The organism is Acetobacter cerevisiae (genome assembly GCF_001580535.1).
In the GTDB taxonomy this organism is placed as follows: Bacteria; Pseudomonadota; Alphaproteobacteria; order Acetobacterales; family Acetobacteraceae; genus Acetobacter; species Acetobacter cerevisiae.
This window is the reverse complement of the sequence record NZ_LHZA01000155.1, coordinates 71,463-93,753: the sequence shown is the minus strand read 5'-3', so window position 1 is coordinate 93,753 and position 22,291 is coordinate 71,463. Positions and strand designations below refer to the sequence as shown.

General features: G+C 61.0%; 17 protein-coding genes. 9 read left to right on the top strand and 8 right to left on the bottom strand.

The features are described from left to right. Positions 1-4: 4 nt before the first annotated feature. Together AD928_RS11985 and gshB are read left to right on the top strand one after the other, a co-directional pair. Positions 5-1,474 carry a glycosyltransferase family 39 protein gene (locus tag AD928_RS11985; protein WP_233420064.1) on the top strand — a complete coding sequence of 490 codons (1,470 nt, stop codon included), beginning with the start codon at positions 5-7 and terminating at the stop codon, positions 1,472-1,474. Between the two features lie 114 nt (positions 1,475-1,588). Then, on the top strand, positions 1,589-2,590 hold the full coding sequence (gene gshB / locus AD928_RS11980; RefSeq protein ID WP_043550614.1) for a glutathione synthase: 1,002 nt from the start codon (positions 1,589-1,591) through the stop codon (positions 2,588-2,590). A gap of 3 nt (positions 2,591-2,593) precedes the next feature. Here the strand turns inward: gshB and AD928_RS11975 are convergent, their stop codons facing one another. After that, a complete protein-coding gene (locus AD928_RS11975) occupies positions 2,594-2,797 on the bottom strand; it encodes a hypothetical protein (protein WP_043550615.1) in 204 nt (67 codons plus the stop codon). A 153-nt stretch (positions 2,798-2,950) separates the two neighbouring features. Here AD928_RS11975 and AD928_RS11970 point away from each other — a divergent pair, with 153 nt between their 5' ends. The 4 genes from AD928_RS11970 to AD928_RS15005 all read left to right on the top strand — a co-directional run bounded on the left by AD928_RS11970 (position 2,951) and on the right by AD928_RS15005 (position 6,206). Continuing rightward, a complete protein-coding gene (locus tag AD928_RS11970; RefSeq protein ID WP_052403784.1) occupies positions 2,951-3,640 on the top strand; it encodes a class I SAM-dependent methyltransferase in 690 nt (229 codons plus the stop codon). 213 nt (positions 3,641-3,853) lie between these two features. Then, entirely contained in the window at positions 3,854-5,113 is a 1,260-nt protein-coding gene (locus AD928_RS11965) for a cbb3-type cytochrome c oxidase subunit I (RefSeq protein ID WP_233420063.1), read from the top strand. Next, complete coding sequence (locus AD928_RS11960; RefSeq protein ID WP_043550616.1) at positions 5,110-6,069, top strand: heme o synthase; 960 nt, start codon at positions 5,110-5,112, stop codon at positions 6,067-6,069. Before AD928_RS11965 ends, AD928_RS11960 begins: the two co-directional genes overlap by 4 nt. Continuing rightward, positions 6,069-6,206 (top strand): hypothetical protein, encoded by a 138-nt coding sequence (locus AD928_RS15005; protein ID WP_167347368.1) that lies wholly within the window; start codon positions 6,069-6,071, stop codon positions 6,204-6,206. Before AD928_RS11960 ends, AD928_RS15005 begins: the two co-directional genes overlap by 1 nt. Positions 6,207-6,335: 129 nt before the next feature. Here the strand turns inward: AD928_RS15005 and AD928_RS11955 are convergent, their stop codons facing one another. The 7 genes from AD928_RS11955 to AD928_RS11925 form a co-directional block, all read right to left on the bottom strand. Then, positions 6,336-6,530 (bottom strand): hypothetical protein, encoded by a 195-nt coding sequence (locus AD928_RS11955; protein WP_043550617.1) that lies wholly within the window; start codon positions 6,528-6,530, stop codon positions 6,336-6,338. 84 nt (positions 6,531-6,614) lie between these two features. After that, entirely contained in the window at positions 6,615-7,595 is a 981-nt protein-coding gene (locus AD928_RS11950; protein WP_062250802.1) for a Tim44 domain-containing protein, read from the bottom strand. Between the two features lie 24 nt (positions 7,596-7,619). Further along, the gene (locus AD928_RS11945; RefSeq protein WP_062250800.1) at positions 7,620-8,960 is read right to left on the bottom strand and encodes a TldD/PmbA family protein; all 1,341 of its coding nucleotides are present in this window, start codon (positions 8,958-8,960) and stop codon (positions 7,620-7,622) included. Next, complete coding sequence (locus AD928_RS11940) at positions 8,957-10,222, bottom strand: M16 family metallopeptidase (RefSeq protein WP_062250798.1); 1,266 nt, start codon at positions 10,220-10,222, stop codon at positions 8,957-8,959. The genes AD928_RS11945 and AD928_RS11940 overlap by 4 nt, the downstream gene beginning before the upstream one ends. 59 nt (positions 10,223-10,281) lie before the next feature. Beyond that, on the bottom strand, positions 10,282-11,679 hold the full coding sequence (gene thrC / locus AD928_RS11935; RefSeq protein WP_043550623.1) for a threonine synthase: 1,398 nt from the start codon (positions 11,677-11,679) through the stop codon (positions 10,282-10,284). Between the two features lie 58 nt (positions 11,680-11,737). After that, positions 11,738-12,892, bottom strand: a complete 1,155-nt coding sequence (locus tag AD928_RS11930; RefSeq protein WP_233420062.1) for an L-dopachrome tautomerase-related protein — start codon at positions 12,890-12,892, stop codon at positions 11,738-11,740. Positions 12,893-13,026: 134 nt separating this feature from the next. Continuing rightward, positions 13,027-14,532: a carboxypeptidase M32 gene (locus AD928_RS11925; RefSeq protein WP_062250796.1), complete on the bottom strand. Its 1,506-nt coding sequence runs from the start codon at positions 14,530-14,532 to the stop codon at positions 13,027-13,029. A gap of 109 nt (positions 14,533-14,641) precedes the next feature. Here AD928_RS11925 and AD928_RS11920 point away from each other — a divergent pair, with 109 nt between their 5' ends. From AD928_RS11920 to AD928_RS11910, 3 genes are read left to right on the top strand one after another with little or no spacing between them, the layout of a single operon-like run. Continuing rightward, on the top strand, positions 14,642-16,585 hold the full coding sequence (locus tag AD928_RS11920) for a tetratricopeptide repeat protein (protein ID WP_062250794.1): 1,944 nt from the start codon (positions 14,642-14,644) through the stop codon (positions 16,583-16,585). A gap of 46 nt (positions 16,586-16,631) precedes the next feature. Then, entirely contained in the window at positions 16,632-19,280 is a 2,649-nt protein-coding gene (mutS, locus tag AD928_RS11915) for a DNA mismatch repair protein MutS (protein ID WP_062250792.1), read from the top strand. Positions 19,281-19,327: 47 nt separating this feature from the next. Beyond that, positions 19,328-22,288, top strand: coding sequence for a [protein-PII] uridylyltransferase (locus AD928_RS11910; protein WP_062250790.1), 2,961 nt, complete (start codon positions 19,328-19,330; stop codon positions 22,286-22,288). The last annotated feature ends 3 nt before the right edge of the window (positions 22,289-22,291 follow it).

Here is a 22,291-nt window from a genome sequence, read left to right as displayed (position 1 = left end):
TCGCGTGCCACGCCCCGAAGTATGGATGTGGAGCGCAGCGCTCGGCCTGCTGACGGTGTGCCGCCTGCTTATGGCGGCATGGGTGCCTCTTACGCCTGATGAAGCCTATTATCGCATCTGGGCCTTAGCCCCTGCTGCCGGGTATCTGGATCATCCGCCTCTGGTGGCCGTCTGGATCCGGGCCGGGATGGCACTTTTCGGCGATACCGCTTTGGGTGTGCGGGCCATGGGGCCGCTTTCCGCTCTGGCGGGCACGGTTTTTCTTGCCCTTACAGCACGCGACTGGCTGCGGGCGCGAGGAGCGGCAGTGCAGTCTGGTAAGTCGCTGACGCCTGATGCGGGAATGGTGCGGACCGGCCTGTTGCTGAACGGAACAGTGGCGCTGGGTGTCGGCACGCTGATTATGACGCCCGATACACCCCTCCTGTTTTTTATGGCGTTCCTGGTCTGGAGCCTCGGGCGTGTCTGTCTGGCCGGGCAGGGATCGGGCTGGCTTCTGGTGGGGCTGGCTGCCGGACTTGGGTTTGAAAGCAAATATACCGCAGTGCTGCCTGTTTTCGGGGTGGTAGTCTGGCTGTTCCTGACCCGCGCCGGGCGGAGCTGGTTAAAAACACCCTGGCCGTGGGCTGGCGGGGCTGTTGCCGCGCTGTGTGCCGGGCCGGTCATCTGGTGGAATGCTACGCATGGCTGGGTGAGCTTTCTCAAGCAGGGTGGCCGCACGGGCGACTGGCATCCGGCAAAAATGTTCACCTATTTTGGTGAATTGCTGGGTGGGCAGGTCGGTCTGGCCTCGCCGGGTGTGTTTGTGTTTTTTCTTGGTGGCGTCTGGCTGCTGTGGCGGCAGAAAGACAGCTTTTCCCGTCTTCTTCTGCTGATGATCCTGCTGCCCGCCGCTGTATTTGTGCAACATGCGTTTGGTGCGCGGGTGCAGGCCAACTGGCCCGTGGTGCTGTATCCGGCTCTTGCCGTTGCAGCCGTTTTGCCTGTCTGGCGCGGATGGGTGACATCCAGTCTGGTGGGGATGGCGCTGGTCGGGGTGATTGTGATGCAGGCTGTCTTCTCACCCGTGACACTCTCCCCACATTTTGACATGACGTTGCGAATGATGGGGGGCTGGCAGAATTTTGCGCAGACCATTGCCGCCCGCACGCCGGCCTCTTCCTTGCTAATTGCGGATGAATATGGGCTGGCGGCTGAGTTGTCCTTTTATGGGCCAAAAGACCGGAAGGTCATGGCAGTTGAGCCGCGCTGGATGCTGTTTGATCTGCCACGCACTGCGTGTGCGGAAGGGTATCTGATTCGCAGCCACAGGCGGCATGATCAGCCGGATGCGGCTCACTTTATCGTGCTGGATGAGGCCGAACAGCAGGTCCGCCAGCGGCATGGGGCCGTGGCTGATACGTACTCGGTTTTTCATGTGCGGATGCGGTGTGATGCAGCAGGCCATAGTCTGGATGCCGTGATGCTGCCTTGAAAAAAGATCAGTAAAGAACGCGTTCCACCCTGATGAATGCTCAGTGCGTTTGGACGGAGGGGCGGAACAGGATTACGGTGCACGAAGAGTAATGAAAAAGGAAAGCGGGGGCGTATGTCATCTCCACTGAATGTGGCCGTCCAGATGGATCCTCTGGAGCACATCAATATTGATGGTGATTCCACATTCGCCATGATGCTGGAAGCGCAGGCCCGGGGGCATGCACTGTTTGTGTATGAAGTTGGCTCCATGGCGCTGGGTGAGGGCGTGACCGAACCCGGTGGCGTCGTCAGAACGAGCGTGAGTGCTGCGGTTCGGCCCGTGACGGTGCAGCGCGAGCAGGGACGGCATGCCACCTTTGGCCCCGTAGCCCGGCGCTCACTGGGGGAGATGGACGTGGTGCTGATGCGTCAGGACCCGCCGTTCGACATGGCCTATATTACGGCAACGCATCTGCTGGACCATGTGCATGGCATTGGTCCGGGCAAGGCGCTGGTGGTGAATGATCCGCGCTGGGTGCGGGATTCTCCGGAAAAACTTCTGGTAACGCACTTCCCTGGTCTGATGCCGCCAACGCTGGTGACATGGGATGTGGAAGAAATTCGCGCGTTCCGTCGGAAGTGGCGCGATATTATCGTCAAGCCGCTCTTCGGGAATGGTGGCAGCGGGATTTTTCGTATCCGTGAGGATGACCAGAATCTGAACGCGCTGCTGGAAATGCATTTTGCCCGCTCCCGCGAGCCGCTGATGATCCAGCGTTATGAGCCTGCGGTAAAGTCCGGCGACAAGCGCATTATTCTGGTGGATGGCAAGCCGGTGGGGGCGATTAATCGGGTGCCTTCTGGTGAGGATCATCGCTCGAACATGCATGTGGGCGGTGTGGCCCGCAAAGTCGGGCTGACGGCGCGTGATGAGGAAATCTGTGCCGCAATTGGGCCGTTCCTGAAAGAACATGGCCTGATTTTCGTCGGGATTGATGTGATCGGGGATTACCTGACGGAAATCAACGTGACATCTCCGACGGGACTTCAGGAACTGGAACGTTTTGACGGGATTAACGCCGCAGGGCTGATCTGGGATTGTATTGAAGCAAAGCTGGCAGGGAAGGCGTCCTGACGTTCAGGACGCTTTGTCGGCCGGAGGGGCGGCTGATGTGGGGTGGCTCTCTGCGGGGGGCTGCTCCGGATCACTGTCCAGGTCAGGCAGGACGGGGTCTTTCCCAAAACGATTGTCAAACCAGCGCATCAGAGGAGTCCGGAAGTAGTAAATTACAACGGACGACCAGATGATTAGCGAAAGGATGGCAATAACCAGATTCAGCATGGCAGTTTTTCTTTTCAACCCGTTCTTTCGGAGCGGAAGGTAAGGGCACAATGGGGCCGAAGACAAGGGCGCTTTTATGGCGGGCGTTATTTAATACAGGGAAGATGCGTTGTGGCTCTTGAAGAAATTACAGCAAGCAGGCAGAGAGAGAACATGAGTGACGTTCTCCACGAATGCCCGCCCGGTCAGGGTGAAGATCCGGTGCCTCCTCCTTCACGCTCGGCGCTGGATGCAGAGGCTGTAAAAGTTGCTTACCGTCGGTGGGCCGCCTGCTATGATACTGTCTTTGGCGGTATTTCAGGCGTTGGCCGCCGGCGTGCGGTTGAAGCTGTCAACGCGCTCTCTGGCACCAAAGTGCTGGAAGTCGGCGTGGGGACGGGGCTTGCGTTGCCCTGTTACACTCAGGACAAACAGATTACTGGTATTGACCTGTCTGGTGACATGCTGGCTCGTGCGCGTGAACGCGTGCAGAGAGAGCATCTGACCAACGTTGAAGGTCTGCTGGAAATGGATGCGGAAGAGACCAGCTTTGCTGATGCCTCTTTTGATATCGCGGTGGCCATGTTCGTGGCCTCTGTGGTGCCGCATCCGCGCAAATTGCTGCGTGAACTCAAGCGCGTTGTGCGCCCCGGTGGCCATATTCTCTTCGTAAACCACTTTCTGGCGCCGACGGGTGTTCGCGGTGCTGTGGAACGTGGCATGGCGCGGGCGTCCCGCTCTCTGGGCTGGCATCCTGATTTCGCCATGGAATCTCTGCTGCCGCCGGAAGATCTGGCCCGTGCACGCATTCAGCCTGTACCGCCGCTGGGTCTGTTTACACTTGTGACGCTCGACCGGACGTAAAATCGCCTTCTCCCGCTGCTTCTGTCTCTCTTTCTGAACAAGGCAGAGCAGACCGCGGCGCGGGACTTAACGGGTCGTCGGTCTGTATAAAAACCGTTATTATACCTTTTTTACAGAGTCCGCAGAGCGCTTGGCGTTATGGGGTCTGAATTAAGGTACAGGTTACGGAAAATGGCCTTTGCCGGGCAAAAAAGCCGGAACGGGAAGAAGAGCATGAACAAGCAGGCTGCATCGGGCACAGGTGTGGGAGCAGGATATCTGCTTGTCGCTGCGGTGGCGGGACTGCTTGGTGGCGGAGCTTCCGTGCTGCGTCAGGCGGGTCTGATGCCCGACCATGGCATCTGGCCTGTTCTGGAACATATCCATGCACCCCTGATGCTTCTGTTTGTTGTGATCCCCGCGCTGGTGTGCGGCTTCAGTAACCTTTGGCTGCCGCGGGCTCTTGGGCGTGCGGGGATGGTTTTACCGGCGTTGAACGTTGCTGGCCTTGGGCTGGTGGGCGTGTCCGGCATTCTGGCTGTGGTGAATGGGGCGCAGGCCCCGGCTATTCTGCTCTGGTGCGCGGGGCTGCTGTGTGCCGTCATGACCGTGCTGGCGACCATTTTTGATAGCCGCGCTGATACAGAACAAAAGCTGCCGTTTTCTCCGTTTGTCTGGGGTGAAATGCTGGCGTCTGCCGTGCTGCTTCTGACAGTGCCGGTTCTGGCTGCCGTGATGACGCATCAGCTGCTCTCCGGTGCTCAGGGCGATATTCTGCCGCTGCTGGATGGTTTTGCCGAGCCCGTAACCCTTGTCACGCTGCTGGCTGGTTTTGGTCTTGTGTTTGAGGCCGGAGCGCGGGCCAGCCGTTTTTCTGAAAAACCCGTGATTGCCATCATGACAGCGACGACTGCCGCCTCTGTCATTATCTGGACGCGCGGCGTTTTTGCGCATGGACTGGCTGCCAGTGTGCAGCAGCCCGGCACTCTGACCTCTCCTGAAAACGCTGTGCTTTTTGCGTCCACTCTGGCCTCCGTCCTGCTGGCGGGCCTGTGGATGGCAGGTACATGGCGCAGCCGTCTCTCCCTGCGTGTTCCCATGCTGTGGGGGCTTGGTTTTCTGGCTGTTGTTTCCACGGGGTGGGTGGCGCAGCTGATGCAGGGTGAAGGGCTGCATTCAGCCCTTCAGCTTGGTGCTGTGTATGCGGCCTTCTGCGGCCTCTATCTGTGGCGCGGAGAAAATGGCGGATACTGGTATCCCCGTTCTCTGGCTGTTTTACAGTTTGTCTTGATGGCGGCTGCAACCGGACTGTCTTTTTCGCCGCTCTCTGCCGCTGCGCAGATCTGGAGCGGGGGGCTGCTGGGTGCGTCTCTTCTGTGCTTTGTGGCGACCATGGGCATAAGCTTCATGCAGAACCGGAAAGTGACGGAAGGCAGCGCGGCTTCGGCGCAGCCAGTGCTGGCGTCCTCTTCTGAAGGAACGGTGCAGTCATGAGCGATACAGTAGCAACGGACGTTCCGGCCGGCCGCATTCGCTTCAAGGCAGACCGGGTTGGCACGACGGCTAAAGACTGGGTGCAGCTTCTCAAGCCACGCGTGATTTCACTGGTGGTGTTTACGGGCGCTGCCGGGATGATTATGGCGCCGGGGCATTTGAACCCGTTTGTGGCGGCTGTGGCTATTCTGTGCATCTGTCTGGCTTCAGGTGCCGCCGGGGCGATCAATATGTGGTACGACCGCGATATTGATGCCGTGATGCAGCGCACCATTACCCGGCCTATTCCGGGTGGCCGCATTCCGCCGCAGGAAGCGCTGGCCTATGGCGTTGGCCTGTCCTGCCTGTCCGTCTGCCTGATGTGGATGGCCACCAATGCACTGGCCGCCGGTATTCTGGCGTTCTCGATTTTCTTCTATTCCGTCATTTACACGATGTGGCTCAAGCGCTCTACGCCACAGAATATCGTGATTGGCGGAGCCGCCGGGGCTTTTCCGCCCATGATCGGCTGGGCCGCAGCAACAGGCCATATGGCTGTGCTGCCGGTGGTGATGTTCGGCATCGTGTTCTTCTGGACGCCGCCGCACTTCTGGTCGCTCTCTCTGTATGCCTGCAAGGATTACGGCCGGGCGGGCATTCCGATGCTGCCGGTTGTTAAAGGTGCCCGGCATACGCGGTGGAACATCTTTGTTTATACGCTGGTGTTGCTGGCGGTTTCTCTGGTGCCATCTTTCCTGCATCTGTGCGGCTGGCTCTATACGGGCACGGCTCTGGTGCTGGGGCTGGGCTTTATAGCCTGCGCGGTGCGCGTGCTGCGTGAACCGCAGGATGAGAGCGGGATTAGTCTTAAGGGTGACAAAGCGGCGCGTCTGTCGTTCCGCTTTTCTCTGGCCTATCTGTTCCTGCTGTTCTGCGGGCTGCTGGCCGACCATATGCTGATGGGGTGGATAGGCTGATGGAAAATCTAAACGTTCTGAACCCGCAGGAAGTCGCGGAAAAGCAGCGCCGGCAGAAAGAGCGTCTGCGTGCCATGCTGGGCTTCATGGTGCTGATTGCCGGCGTCATGTATGGCCTGACGTTTACGCACTTTTAAAAGGTGGCTTTTGGGCAGGGATCTTATCCTGCCCGGTTAGTCAGCGCTCTGTTGTGCTGACTGCTTAAGTCTCTGTGATATCCGCAGTGGCAGAGCGTATTTGCTCTCCGAAAAAACAGATTACTCCGCTCAGGCTTCTTTCTGCTCGGGCGTTTTAGCTGTTTTCAGCAGACTATCCATCTGAACATTCACGCCTTTTTCCTGAAGCTTGAGGATATCGGCTTCCAGATCCGCAATTTTGCGCTTGCTCCAGAAGTGCAGGAATACGCCAAAAGCTGAGGCTGAGATGGCCAGCAGCACGACGGCAATTTCCAGAAACAGCATGTCTTTAATCTCGCGAGAAAATGCTTAAAAAAAAGCCTGCACGCTCTTGGGGGAGCCGTGCAGGCCTGAGGAAAAGGCGAGGCGTTACGCGCCACGCCCCTGCTGAATGGCGGAGAGCAACCAGCGGCCCCCGCGGGAAGGCCGGGTGAAGGTCCAGAGTTCTGTAACCGTCACAGGCTCTGTCGAACTCCCTTCAATCACCTGCCCGGTGGCATTAGTTGTCAGGTCAATCAGGCTGTAGCGCATGGCGACTGTGGCGTAATCCATACCCGCTTCCTGCCAGGATTCAGCCAGATCACCCTGAATGAAGTGCACATCAGACACCATATTGCGCGCACCCTGGCTCGCCAGAGTGGCAAGCTGCTGGTTGAAGTAGGAGACCATTTCCGGCGTGGCCATCTGCTGGAGGGCCGGAATGTTCTGCTGGTTCCACGCGGTCTGGATATCCAGCAGGGTCTGCTGGAAGGCCTGATAGTCTGCACTGGTGATAGCCAGAGAAGAACCGCCGCCAGCCGGGAAGCCTGCGGGTGTGGTGGACGGAGCAGGCCCGGAGGCACCCTGATTCAGCGGGAAGCCGGAATTGCCTCGGCGGGAAGAGCTGTTGCCGCTAAAGCGACGGACCAGCCACATCACGATCATGACAATCAGCCCGATCTGGATCATCAGCCCGATAAAGCTGAACAGACCATGCACACCGCCCATAAAGCCGTGCCCGCTCAGCAGCCCGAACAACCCGGCGCCGAGCATGCCCCCGGCAAAGCCTGTCAGGAACGGGTGGCGTGATGCCGTGCCCATGCCCCGGTTAAACGGTGCGCCGTAATTACTCTGGCCGGGGTAGCCATTATACCCCGGAGCCGGGGAACGCGGCGTAATAGAGCGGTCCATAGGGGCCGCGCCGTAAGGCGTGGTGTTGGTGGATGGTGGCGCGCTCCATGTCCGGCTGCCACGGCTGCCCATGGAGCTGCCCTGACCGGGGCGGGCATCGGCATGCTGCGCCAGCGGGCCACCAAGCATGCTGATGGTCAGAAAAGCGGTTAAAACAGGCGTAAGAAAACGCTTTTTCACGGTGTCTGGTCTCTCCGGACGATGTTAGGCCCCGGCAAGGCTCAGGGCATCTACCCTTAATGTGGGGGCGTCACTGCCAAAACGGAACTGCAAATCGTCCGCTAATGTCATCGACGCGAAAATTTCCAGCAGGTTGCCTGCCAGCGTGAATTCTTCCGCGGCTTCTGCAATCTGACCATCACGGATCATAAAGCCCGAGGCACCTCGGCTGTAATCACCCGTCAGGCCATTGATGGACGAGCCCATCATCTCTGTGATGAACACGCCTTCCTTGATGTCCGCCATCAGAGCGGCCGGGGTGACGCTGCCGGGCAGGAAGGCCAGATTGCTAGGCGCCGGCGCGGGCTGGCTGGAGGCCCCGCGTGCTGCGCGGCCATTGCTGGTCAGGCCAAGGTGGCGGGCGCTGCGGGTATCCAGAATCCAGCTTTGCAGAACGCCGTTTTCAACCAGCGTCAGCGGCTTGCCCTGCACAGCCTCACCATCAAACGGGCGGGACCGCAGGCCGCGCAGGCGCGTCGGGTTATCCGTGATGGTGATGTCTTTGGCAAAAATCTGCTGGCCGAGCTTGTCCTTCAAAAAAGACGTGCCGCGCGCAATGGAAGAGCCGCTGATGGCCCCTATTAGATGCCCAAGAAAGCTGTTGGCCACGCGGGGGTGGAAGACAACCGGATATTTGCCGGTGCGCGGACGGGTGGGGTTCAGGCGTGCCACGGCATTGCGGCCTGCGCTGCGGCCCAGAGTGGCTGCATCATCCAGATCGGCCAGATGGACCGTGCCGTGATAGTCATAATCGCGCTGCATACGGTCCCCTTTGCCTGCCAGAACGCAGACAGAGGTGGAGTGGCGCGTGCGGGCATAGGTGCCGGCAAAATCCTGCGAGGTCACGAGAATGACCTCAGTGCGGCCAAAAGAGGCACTGCTGCCTGCGCTGTTGGTCACACCCTCAATGGCCAGAGCGGCTTCTTCACCCTCACGGGCGCGGGCCAGAAGGGCGTTAGCGTCTGGTTCTGCGGTGTCCGTCAGGTCCAGTGCATTCCGGGTGAGAGTGCCGGTCAGCGCCTGCGATGCCAGGCCGGCATATTTGTCATCCGGCAGCATGCGGGCCATAGCCAGCGCCTGCTCGATAAGCCCGTCAAACCGGACCGGGTCCAGCGTGGTGGTGGAGACAATGGCGGTTTTCTGGCCTGCAAACACCCGCAGGCCAAGGTCTGTGGTTTCCGAGCGTTCCAGCTCTTCCGTCACGCCGTTACGAACCCCCGCGCCCAGTGCGGTGCTGGAGACAAAAACCGCATCTGCGGCATCCGCTCCGGCATTGCGCGCGCGGCGGACAAGATCAGAGATCTTTTCGAGGGTTTGTTCGCTCATGCCGCGAGGTTCTCCGTAATCGTGTCCAGAGACAGGACGTGTTTAACAGGCCCCAGTGCTGCCAGCGTGGGCTTCTGGGTGAAAATGCGGGTTGCAACGCGGCGGATATCATCCGTCGTCACAGCTTCCACGCGTGCCACTGTTTCTGCCACCGGGATCAGACGACCAAACAGCTGGAGCTGGCGGGCAATCTGCTCGCAGCGGCTGCCAGTGCTTTCCAGAGACATCAGCAGGGAGGCCTTGAGCTGCGCACAGGCGCGGGCCAGTTCATCTTTCCCGACGCTTTTCTGAACCTTTTTCAGTTCTTCCAGCGTGACGGGCACCAGTTCCGCGCATTCTTTCTCACCCGTGCCGGCATAAATGCCGAACACACCGCCATCGAGGAACGGCGCGTTGAAAGAATAGACGGAATAAACCAGACCGCGTTTTTCCCGGATTTCCTGGAACAGGCGGGAGGACATGCCACCGCCCAGCAGCAGGGACAGCATCAGAGCAGCGTAGTAATCCGGGTCATTATACCCCACGGAGGGGAAGCCCAGAACCACATGGGCCTGATCCAGATCCTTCTCCTGCCGGAATTCACCGCCACCATAAATGGAGGGCGTGCCGGGGATGAGCGCGCTGGTACCGAGGTCGGCAAAGTGCCGCTCAACCTGCCGCACAACGTCCTCATGGTGCAGGTTGCCAGCCGCCGCCACAACCATGTTGCCGGTGGTGTAATGTGCGCTCATGTAACGCATCAGCGTCTCACGGCTCATGGTGCGGATAAGGTCTTCCGTGCCGAGCGTGGGGCGGCCCATGGGCTGGTTGGGGTAAGCCGTTGCCTGAAAATGGTCGAACACCACATCATCCGGCGTATCATTCGCCTGCCCGATTTCCTGCAGGATCACGCCGCGTTCGCGTTCAATTTCCGTCGGGTCAAACGTGGAATGGGTCAGGATATCGCCAATGATATCAATGCCCAGATCCAGATTTTCCTTCAGCAGCTTGACGTAATAGGCGGTCTGTTCCCGCGCGGTGTAGGCATTGATATGGCCGCCCACATTTTCAATTTCCTCGGCAATCTGCAGGGCAGAGCGGCGCTCCGTGCCTTTAAAGGCCATGTGCTCGAGGAAGTGAGAAACACCGTTTTCTTCTGCGGTTTCATCCCGTGTGCCGGTGGAGACATAGGCTCCGAAGGAAACGGTTTCGACGCGCTCCATACGTTCTGTCACAACAATCAGGCCCGAGGGCAGACGGGTCAGCTGGATCGGATCGGTCATTCTTGTCCTGAAAAGAAAGGCCGCAAGCGCGGCCTGAAGAGAAGGAAGGTTAAAACGTATCAGGCGTTGGAAAGTACCGCCGCACGCACGGCATCTTTCACGGCGTCAGCCGTGGCCGGAACGGTGCGGTAGCGCTCTTCACGCGAATAGAGGTCTGCCAGATGCACGGGCAGGGCCGGGCGAATGCCGGTCGCCGCCACCATGGCATCCGGGAACTTGGCCGGATGAGCTGTTGCCATGGCGACCATGGGTACACCGGCTTCCCGGAAGCGGCGGCCTGCGGCAATGCCAATGGCACTGTGCGGGTCAGCCAGATAACCGGAACGGTCATGCAGGCCTTTGATTTCCGCTTCCGTCTCCGCATCGTCCAGCGCCAGACCGGAGAAGAGGCTGCGGGCCGTCTCCCACGCTTCCGCCGGCACATCCATGTGGCCGGTCGCGCGGAAGCTGGTCATGATGCGGGCGCAGGCCTCGGCATCACGCCCCAGCAGTTCAAACAGCAGGCGCTCAAAGTTGGAAGAGACCTGAATATCCATGGACGGTGAAAGGCTGGGCATAACGGACTTCATCGTCATGTCATTCGCGTTCAGGAAGCGGGTCAGAATATCGTTACGGTTGGAGCCGACGCACAGATGGCGGATGGGCAGACCCATTTTACGGGCAGCCCACGCGGCCAGAATGTTGCCGAAGTTGCCCGTCGGCACCGCGAAGGAGACTTCCTGCTCCGGTGCGCCAAAGTTGAGCGCGGCATAGACGTAGTAAGGAATCTGCGCGGCAATGCGGGCCCAGTTGATGGAATTGACGGCAGAGAGATGCATGTCCTTCCGGAACGGCATATCCGCAAACAGGGCTTTGACCAGATCCTGACAGTCGTCAAACGTGCCCTCAATGGCCAGATTGGTCACGTTGGCTTCCAGCACCGTCGTCATCTGGCGGCGCTGCACTTCGGACGTGCGGTCCTTGGGGTGCAGAATGACAACGGAGAGGCGGTCCCGCCCACGGCAGGCCTCAATGGCGGCAGACCCGGTGTCGCCAGAGGTTGCCCCCACAATGGTGACATGGCTGTTGCGCTCGGTCAGCACATGTTCAAACAGCTGACCAAGCAGCTGCATGGCCATATCTTTGAAGGCCAGCGTCGGGCCGTGGAACAGTTCCTGCACAAACAGGCCATCTTCCACCTGTGTCAGCGGGACAATGGCCGGGTGGTCAAAGCCGGCATAGGCTTTCTCACACAGGCTGCGCAGCGTGCCCGGGTCAATATCTTCCCCGACAAACGGCCGCATAATCCGGGCAGCAAGCTCCGGATACGGCAGACCCCGCATGGCTTGCCACTCGGAGAGTGAAAAGCTGGGCCATGTTTCCGGCAGATACAGGCCGCCATCTTCGGCAAGGCCCGTCAGCAGGACATCAGAGAACGAGAGAGCGGGAGCCTTCCCCCGGGTCGAGATATAGCGCATGGCCAGACTTATACCCTGAATGCGAGACGGCGCGAAGTAGCCTTCTGCATCCGTATGCTTAGGTTGGAGGCGGGGTGGTGGGCAGCGTGAGCTGATAGACCGTAACAGGCCATGTTACAGTTGCTTTCCCGTTCTGGAACGCCGCAGCATGGTTAAGCTGCATGGCAGGCACGAACAAGTGTCCGTGTGCATCCAGCCCCGGTGTGCCGGGGAAGTTCAGGCGCGGGTCCGTAATCAGCCTGCGCGGGATACGGCCCGTGCTGTAGCTGAGGATGCTGTTGGTGCTGACGTCAGACCAATAGAGCGTGCCATCCGGGCCAATGGTCATGCCGCCCAGTGAAGGTGTTTTGTACCACTGGGTGACAATTTCTTCCATGGCTGCCGGGGTAATGTCCGGGTCCGAAAAGGTGCTGGTTTCCACGCGGGAGAGGTAGTTGCCGGGTGCCTGCATGACAATCCAGCGGCCATCCGGGCTGACGGCGATCATGCTGGAATCAATGGCCGCGGCACGACCGTCGCCCCAGTTGAGCGTGCCGCCGGGGATCTGAATGGGGCGCGTGGCTGTCAGAGACGGGTGACGGTCCAGAAAACGACGGGTGGAGGCGGACGGAATATCCACCACCAGCACCCCGGCCACGCCGGAATCCGTCACATAGGCCGTGTTCTCATGCACGGCCACGCCGGAGAGAATGCTGTCCGGGTGGAGCGCTGTTTTCTCGATTGCGACGGTGCCCAGCACGGTATTTTTCTGGGTGTCGATATGGATCAGCTTGGGCTGCGCAACAGCCGGGGCCTTGCGGTTGGGCACGCCGCTATCCAGCACCCACAGCGTACCATCCGGCAGAAGTGTTAAACCCGCAGCAGCCACAATCCGTTTTGCGGCATCGCCTTCTGCGGCGTTCCAGTCGGCATCCGGGTAAGGGGCAAAGCTGCCATCCGTGTTGCGGACGGAAAGCTGCGAGCCGGGGTTGCCGATCCATGCCGGGGCCTCAAACAGAATCCGGCCATCGGGCAGCGGGATCACGGCGTCCCAGACCTGTTTGTCAGACTGGGTAAAGGGCGTGAGGGCAGAAGCCGAGAGTTCTGGCACTTTCGGCATATGCACCGCCCATGCGGACGGCGTGGGCAGGGCGACGGCAAGGCTTGCTGTCAGAGTTGTCAAAGCGAGGGCGCGGCGGAACCCCGAAAAAGGCCGGGTGCGTCTGATCATCATGAAATTTCTGGCAGCCTTGCTATGCGTGTGCGGCGAAAACATGCGGCCAGTCTCCCCCGTTTTGCCCCACCCCGACAACCGCATTCTTCGCATGGCCCGCCAGAACCCTGCGAAGAGGCGGAAGTGTAAAGGGCTCAGGCGTCCGGCGCGCGGTCCAGATAACGACTGCGGATATGGGCCTGCCAGGCATCCGCCGCCAGAGGGGCTCCAGTGGCATCCTTAATAATGTCGGGCATGGAGGCGCTGCTGGCGCGGCTATGGATGTTGGTGCGCAGCCATTTCAACAGTGGAGCAAAATTCCCCTGCGCCAGAGCCGGGGCAATCTGGCTGTCTTGCTGGAAGGCGGCTGTCCGAATCTGGGCAGCTGCCAGCGCACCCATGGCGTAGCAGGGGAAATAGCCAAACAGCCCCTCCGGCCAGTGGATATCCTGCAAACAGCCGCGGCGGTCATCGGGAACCGTCAGGCCGAGCAGGGCGTGGAGTCGGTCATTGAACGCGGCGGGCAGGTCTTTGAGGGCGAGATCCCCGCTAATCATCGCGGTTTCCAGCTCATACCGGACGAGAATATGGGCGGGGTAGGTCACCTCATCGGCATCCACGCGGATAAAGCCGGGGGCTACATGTGTGACAAGACGATGCAGATTGTCCGCCTGCCAGCCGGGGGCGCCCTCCGGGATGTTGAATTCTGTCCGCAGGTGCGGCGTGACCCATTCCACAAACGCGCGGGAGCGGCAAACCTGCATTTCCATCGTCAGGGACTGGCTTTCATGCAGCGTCATGCCGCCAGCCTGCCCAACGGGCTGAGAGAACCAGTCTGCCGGCAGCCCCATGTCATACAGTGCATGGCCGGTTTCATGCAGCACGCCCATCATGGCGGGGAGGAAGTCTGCTTCCTCATAGCGGGTGGTCAGCCGCACGTCATGCGTGGCCCCGCCGCAGAAGGGGTGCAGGCTGACGTCCAGTCGACCTCGTGTCATGTCAAAGCCAAGCTGCTGCATCAGCTTGCGGCCCAGTGCTTCCTGCTGTGGCACCAGAAACGGGCCTTGCAGCGGGGTGGGGGCAGGGAGGCTGTTCTGCTTTTCCAGCACGGCGGCAATCAGGCCGGGCAGTTCGGTGCTCAGGCGGCTGAAAATCGGATCAATATCCGTCTGGCGCGTGCCGGGATCAAACGAGTCCAGCAGGGCATCATACGGAGAAAGCCCCAGTGCTTCACCTTTAGCTTTGGCAATCTGCTGTGTGAGGTTCAGCACTTCCTGCTGGTAGGGCAGAAAGGTTTTGAAGTCGCTGTTCTGGCGGGCTTCACGCCACACCATTTCACTGCGGGCCGTGGCCTGTGCGCTGGCTTCCACCAGATCCCCCGGCAGCGCGGTGGCGTGCGTGTGCAGGCGGCGCATTTCCGCAAGGTTGGCGCGGCGCCAGACATCATCTCCCGAGTCTGCCGTGGCCAGCAGGTCTGCCATTTCAGGGGCGGTCAGAATTTCGTGCCGCAGCCCTTCCAGCATGGCCAGATTTTCCGCCCGGCGCTCTGCTGCGCCGTGGGGCATGATCACTTCCTTGTCCCAGCACAGAATGCCGATGGCATCATTCAGGGAGGACAGGCGGGCAAAATGGCGCTCAAGGCTCTGGTAGGCTTTATTCATCAGCTGAGATCTGATCCTGTAGGGTGGCAATGCTGGCCTGTAGGGTAGAGCATCCCTTCGCGGGACGGAACTCTCTGCGAAGACGACTTGAAAGAACGAAGGAAAGCACATGCCTCAGAAAAACGGGATGGCGACACAGGAGCCATCGGTTGAACAGGCGCTGGCCCTTCTTTCTGTCGGGGATGCAGAGCGGGCCGCGACCCTGTTGCGCGCCCTGCTGCGAGAGGATTCATCGGACGCGGAGGCCTGGCACGCCATGGCCTGCGTAGCCCGAGCCGGGGGCGATGCGCAGTCCGCTATTGCTCTGGCCGGGCGGGCGATTGGCCTGCGGCCTGAAGGTCATTTTCACATCACATTGGCGCATGCGTTGCTTGAACAAGGCCATGCGGAACCAGCACGGGCGGCAGCTAATGTCGCGGTAATGACAACGCCGCGTGACCCTCGGGCACATGAGGCCATGGCCGCCATTCTGGAAGCGGAAAACCGCGTGCAGGAGGCTGAGGTGGCGTTGCGCACCGCGTTGCGCTTGCGGCCTCTGGACTGTGAAAAACATCTCAGTCTCGCAGCCTTTCTCGCGCGGCATGGGCAGGTGGCCGAGGCTGTGCAGACATCAGAAAAAGCGCTGCGTCTGGCTCCTGAGAATGTTTTTGCCCACAACCAGCACGCGGTGTTGCTGGAGCGGGCGGGGCGGATGCGGGAGGCTGAGCCGTTCTTTGCCGTCGTGGCGACGGCTTTCCCGCAGGATGCCGTCGCTCTCGCCAATTATGGCGCGGCCCTGTTTGCCAAAGGCGACTTTGAACAGGCCAGAAGTCTGTTGCAGGACTCGGCGCGTCGTGCCCCAGACGCACCGGAAACCCGCACCAATCTGGGATTGGTGCAGATGGCGCTGGGGGCGCTTGATGAGGCCGAGCAGGAACTGGGCGCAGCCCTTGCCCTCCGCAAACACGATGCCCGGCTTGTGGTGAATTATGGCACGGTGCTGTCTGACCTCGGACGGCGGCAGGAGGCAGAAGCGCTCTTTCGGCAAGTGGAGAATTGGGAGGCTTCAGAGCAGGATCGGGCGCGCGCCCGGTTCAATCTGGGGACACTCTTGCTGGCGGAAGGTCGCTTTCATGAAGGCTGGCAGGCCTTCGAGGCTCGCCAGAGTTTGCTGCCTGCGCGCCCTACGGAAGAGTTGCCGCAATGGGATGGGGCGGACACCGGTGGCGCTCCGGTTCTGTTGTACGCCGAGCAGGGGCTGGGCGATACGCTCCAGTTTCTGCGGTATGTGGAACCGGCTCTGGAGCGTGCGTCCATCCTTCTGGCTGTGCCGGAAGGGCTGCGTTCTTTGGTGGCGCAGATGGAGAGCGTGCAGGTCGGGCGTGTCACGCTTCTGGAAAAAGGACAGGCGGCCCGTTCTGCCGGAGCTGTGGCGTGTTGTTCTTTGCTCAGTCTGCCCGCCCGGCTCGGGTTGGATACGCCGTATCCATGGGCGCAGGTATTTAAGAATGCGGACGCTGGAGGCCTTTCAGACGGGGTGGTCCGCATCCCGCTGCGTGGGTCGGGTGACGGGATTGCGCTTCAGTCAGCCGTAAAGCCTCTTCGGGTCGGCCTCTGCTGGGCGGGGAACCCGAGTTATCGGTTTGACCGCCGGCGCTCCATGGCATCCGCCTGTCTTGCGCCGCTGGCTGATGTACCGGGCGTGGTGTTTCAGTCGCTTCAACGCGGCCATACGGGTGAGGATCTGCCCTTTTCTGTAGCCCCGTTACCGGAGGGGGACATGCTCAGCACCGCCCGTCTGGTGGCCGAGCTGGATGTGGTGATTACGGTTGATACCGTCATTGCGCATCTGGCGGGCGTGCTGGGGAAACCGGTCTGGTTGCTCAACCGCTTTGGGGGAGACTGGCGCTGGGCGGAAGGCTCAACGCGCGTTCTGCCGGACGGAGGGGCAGAGAACCTGTGGTATCCGAGTCTCCGCCTGTTTTCTCAGTCTGCCCCCGGTGAGGGCAATGGTCCGTGGGAAAAACCTGTGAAGGCTGTGGCTGAGGCTTTGCACAAACTTGTTAAGATGTAACCGGAACGCCTGTTGCCCCGCCGGGTGACGCCCGTATGATAAGGAAATGACGCGTTATTCTCCTGAGGGTGCCACCCCCGCCATGGCGCAATGGTTTGCGCTGAAGGCCGAAAATCCTGAAGCCCTGCTGTTTTTCCGCATGGGCGATTTTTACGAGCTGTTTTTTGACGATGCCACGGCGGCCGCCGCAGCGCTGGATATTGCGCTGACAGCGCGCGGCAGCCACGCGGGTGACCCCATTCCCATGTGCGGCGTGCCGGTGGGGGCGGCCTCCGCTTATCTGGCCCGGCTGATCCGCCGGGGGTTTCGGGTAGCAGTCGCGGAGCAGACCGAAGCGCCGCGTAAAGGGAAGGGGGCTGCCAAAGGTCCCCTGGCGCGTGCCGTGGTGCGGGTGGTGACACCGGGAACCCTGACAGAAGATGAATTGCTGGAGCCGGGACGCTCCAACCTGCTGCTCGCTTTGGCAGAAGAAGCGGCCGGGGCCCGTGGCCGGAAAAGCAAACAGGCAGAAGCCGCGAGCATGATCGGGGCGGCGTGGATTGATGTCTCCACCGGCCTGTTTGAAACAGCCCGCGTCACACAGGCCGCGCTGGCCGCATTGCTCGGGCGTCTGGACCCTGCGGAAATTCTGGCTCCGGCTGGTATGGCACTAGGTGAGCATGAGTCCGCGCGTGCGCCGGAGGTGCTGTTCCCCAATGTGGAGACGGCGCGCCAGCGTCTGGCGGCAGCGTTTGACGTCGCCAGTGTGGATGCGTTCGGCACCTTTACGGATGAAGAAGCCGTCGCGGCGTCTGTCGCGGTAGACTACGTGCAGCGCAGTCAGGCCGGAAAGCTGCCGCGTCTGGCGCACCCCAGCCCGCAAATGGAAGGCGGTATTCTGGGGATTGACCCCGCCACCCGCGCCAGTCTGGACATTCTGCGCGCGCGGGACGGCGGGACGGAACACACCCTGTTCTCCGCCATGAACCAGACCGTAACCTCCGCCGGGGCGCGCATGGTAGCCGAATGGCTGGCCGCACCGCTGACGGACCCGGCACGCATTGCCGCCCGGCAGGATGGCTGGTGCTGGCTGCGCGAATCGCCGAGTTGCAGTGCCGCTCTGCGCGATGCGCTGAAACGTGCTCCGGATATTGCCCGTGCGCTGGGCCGTCTTTCTCTGGGGCGTGGGCAGCCGCGCGATCTCGCCGCTGTGCGCGACGGCCTGCATGCCGCTCGTGCCGCTGCGGCTGCTTTGGGGGACGATCACACAGCCTTACCGCCTTATCTGGCGCGTGCCGCTGCCAGCCTTGGCGCTGCGCCGGAACTGGAAGCCGAACTGGTGCGGGCTGTAGCGGACGATCTGCCCGCACGTCTGGATGATGGCGGCGTGATTGCTGCTGGCTACGATGGTGAGCTGGATGGCTATCGTGGCCTGCGGGACAATTCCCGGCGCATCGTGGCCGGATTGCAGACCGAATATGCCAGCCGATTCGGCGTGGCGAGCCTGAAGATCAAACACCACGCCCAACTGGGCTACGTGATTGAAGTGCCGGTTGCCGCCAGCGCCCGCATCAAGGATCGGGATGACCTGATGTTCCGGCAGGGCACGGCCAGCAATGCCCGGTTCTCGACGGAAGAACTTTCCTCACTGGACGCCCGGATTGCCGAGGCAGCGGAACGTGCCGCTGCCCGTGAAAAAGCGGTGTTTAATGTCCTGGTTGAGCGGATTCTGGCGGAAGAAACACTGCCGGTTCTGGCACGGGCTCTGGCGGTTCTGGATGTGTTGCAGTCCTGCGCCCTGCTGGTCGCTGGCGGAAGCTGGTGTCGCCCTGTGGTGACGGATGATGCTGCTTTTGTGCTGGAAGGCTGTCGCCATCCGGTGGTTGAAGCAGCCCTTCCCAAAGGCACGCGCTTTACGCCAAACGGGTGTGACCTTTCAGCCAACCGGCGGGTGATGCTGCTCACCGGGCCGAACATGGCCGGTAAATCCACCTTCCTGCGGCAGACGGCGCTGGCCGTGCTGCTGGCGCAGGGTGGCTTTCCTGTCTCAGCGGATAAAGCGCATATCGGGATTGTGGATCAGCTCTTTTCCCGCGTCGGGGCGTCGGATGATCTGGCGCGCGGTCGGTCCACCTTCATGGTGGAAATGACGGAAACGGCTGCTATTCTCAATCAGGCCGGTCCGCGCTCTCTAGTGGTGGTGGATGAAATCGGGCGTGGCACGGCAACGCTGGATGGTCTGGCCATTGCCTGGGCGGTGCTGGAGGCGTTGCATTCAACGGTGCGCTGCCGTGCAATTTTTGCAACGCACTTCCATGAACTGGCCGGTCTGGTGGATACTCTGCCGCGCCTTTCTCCGCACACTATGGCGGTGCGGGAATGGCGGGGCCAGATTGTCTTTTTGCATGAAGTGCTGGCCGGTTCCGCCAAGAAAAGCTGGGGTGTGCATGTGGCCAAGCTGGCTGGGGTGCCGCCTTCAGTCGTAGATCGGGCAGGGCGTTTGTTGCGTGAACTGGAGCGTGACCATGCGACCGGGCCGAAGCCTCTGCCGCTGTTCGACACGCAGAAGATATTACCGCAAGAAGACGAAAATACGTTAAGAAAGCGACTGTTAGAGGTAGATCCGGATGCCCTGACACCGCGTGCCGCGCTGGACATTCTGTATGAGCTTCATAAGGAAGCAGTGCGGGAAGACGAATGTCCGGCCCAGAGTTGAAACCGGGTTCTTTATCAGACGACCCTCAGGAGCAGATTCCGACCGCAATGTCGATTTCCCCCGCACATGCTGCCTCCGAGCAGCCCGATGTTTCCGCCCTTGCATCTCTCACCCCGGAGGGGCTTGCCGCCTGCCTTGCGCGGGAACTGAGGGACGCCACGCCGGCAGATGCCACCATCCCGGAGCGGGACGAGGCCGTGGCCATCTTCCGCCGCCATCTTGGCCGGTATCAGGCGGATATCCGCAGTCGGTTTGAAACGCATGTGCTCAAAGGCGCCAAGGCTGCCAAGCAGATTGCGGCGTTCACGGATGTTATGCTGCGCGGCATTATCGATCTGGCATTGCGCGCCACGGGCACGGCGGAGGGTGTCGGGCAGATCGGGGAGGGCGCTCCTGCCGTCGGCCGGCTGGTTGTGGCGGCAACGGGCGGTTACGGGCGCGGCCTGCTGGCCCCGTTCAGCGATATTGATCTGCTGTTCCTGACCGAGGAAGAAAACGTCCAGAGTGCCCACCGTCTGGTGGAATATGTGCTCTATTTCCTCTGGGATCTGGGCCTGAAGGTCGGGCACGCGACCCGCACGATCAACGAATGTATTGAGGAAGCACGGAAGGACACCACAGTCCGCACGGCGCTGCTTGATGCCCGCTTGCTGGCTGGGGATGCCGCCCTGTTTGCCATGTTCGAGGCCCGCTACATTGTGGCCTGCGTGGAAGCCGGGGCTGCGGGCTTTATTCAGGACAAGCGGCGGGAGCGTCTGGAACGGCATCGCCGGTTTGGGGACAGCCCTTATCTGGTGGAACCGAATATAAAAGAAGGCCGCGGCGGCCTGCGGGATTTGCAGACGCTGTACTGGATGTGCCGCAACACCTTCGGCACCCGTCACGTCATGGACCTTCTGGCGCCTGAATTTATCTGGATGGGCCTGCTGACCGAGCAGGAAGCGGCACGTGCCCGCCGGTCATGGGACTTCCTGTGGACGGTGCGCCTGCACCTGCATTACGTCGCAGGGCGCGCGGAAGAACGGCTGACGTTCGATATGCAGCCCGTTATTGGCGCGCGTATGGGCTACACCCGGCATGGCCGCCAGAATGGTGTGGAACGCTTCATGCGTCACTACTTCCTAACGGCGCGTGAAGTCATGCGGCTGACCCACGTGCTGGAACCTGCGGTGCTGCGGCAGGCGCAAGGGCCGGTGGCGATCGCCGCCAAGCCGGACGAGGCCATGCGGGAAGCAGGTTTTACGCTGGTTGACGGGCAGATTCTGCCGGAACGCGGGATTTCGTTCGATCAGGAACCCATCAAGATGATGCAGTATCTGGACTGGGCGCGGATGCGTCGCCGGCCATTGCATCCGCTGGGGCGGCATCAGCTTATCCGGTGGGAACGTCGGGCCATGGCCCTGCGTGATAACCCGGAAGCCGCCCGTATTTTTCTGGATCTGCTGTGTGGTGAAACAGAACCGAAGGACCTCCCGCCGCGTCGTCGGCGTGAGACCCACGCGGCGGGGGATGAGGCAGGAACGCCTCTTCTGCGGGATGCTACTTACGAACAGCAAACCCCTCCCGGCCATGCGCACTGGCTGCATATTCTGAACGAGACGGGCATTTTCGGGCGGCTGATCCCGGACTGGGCGCGGATTGTCGGCCAGATGCAGTTTGATACCTATCACGTGTTCACGGTTGATGAGCATACGATAGAAGCCATCCGCATCATGGATGAGGTCACGTCCGGTCGCATGGCGGATGAAATTCCGGTGGCCTATGAACTGGTTAAAGGGCTGCATTCCCGCCGGGCGCTCTACATGGCCGTGCTGCTGCACGATGTCGCCAAAGGGCGCGGGGGGGATCACTCGGAAATCGGGTCTGAAATTGCCGCCGACCTGTGCCCCAGACTGGGCATGTCGGGCGAGGAGACGGAAACGGTTTCCTGGCTGGTGCTGCATCATCTGCTGCTGAGCCACACGGCCTTTCAGCGCGATATTGATGACCCCAAAACCATTCTGGATGTTGCTGACATCGTTCAGTCCCCGGAACGCCTGCGTCTGCTGCTGCTGCTGACCATTGTTGATATGCGCGCTGTCAGTTCCCGCGTGTGGAACGCATGGAAGGCCACGCTGCTGCGTGAGCTTTATGTGCGCGTAGCGGAAGTGCTGGCAGGTGGTCTTGCCACCACTGAGCGTGACGTGCGTGTGCGGCACGCTAAGGAAATCACGGCCGAAATTCTGGCCGAAGATGGTGTTGCGCCGCAGGATATCGACCGCTTTCTGGGGCTGGGTTACGCGGGCTACTGGCTCTCCTTCGATCATGAAACCCACAAACGCCATGCTCGCCTGATTCGGGATGCGGATGGGCGGGACGCTCCGCTGACGGTGGAAGTGCTGCCGCTGCCGGCCCGTGGGGTGACGGAAGTCACCGTTTATACGGTCGACGTGCCGGGCCTGTTTTCCAAAATCGCCGGGGCACTGGCGTTGGCCGGGGCCTCCATTGTCGATGCCCGGATTCACACCATGATGCACGGCATGGCGCTGGATACGTTCTGGATTCAGGACACCGCTGGGAGTGCCTATGAAGAAACGCATCGTCTGGCGCGGTTGTGTTCGCTGATTGAGCAGTCGTTAAGCGGCCAGATTGATATCGGGGCGGAAATTGCGCAGGCCGGGTTCGGGCATATGCCCATGCGGATGCGGGCCATTCATGTGCCGCCGCGTGTGGTGATTGATAACGGCGCGTCCAATACCTACACGGTCATTGAAATTAACGGGCGTGACCGGCCCGGCCTGCTGCATGACGTGACAGCGGCCATGAGCGAGGAAAACCTTCAGATCGCCTCCGCCCACATCACCACCTACGGGGTGCGGGCGGTGGACGTGTTCTACGTGAAGGATCTCTTCGGCCTGAAAATTACCGATAAGAAGCGTCTGGAAGAAATCCGGGAACGCCTGCTGACCGGCATGAAGGAAGCCGAGGCGGAAGCCAAAGCCCTGCTGGACGCCCGCATTTCAGCCTGAGGC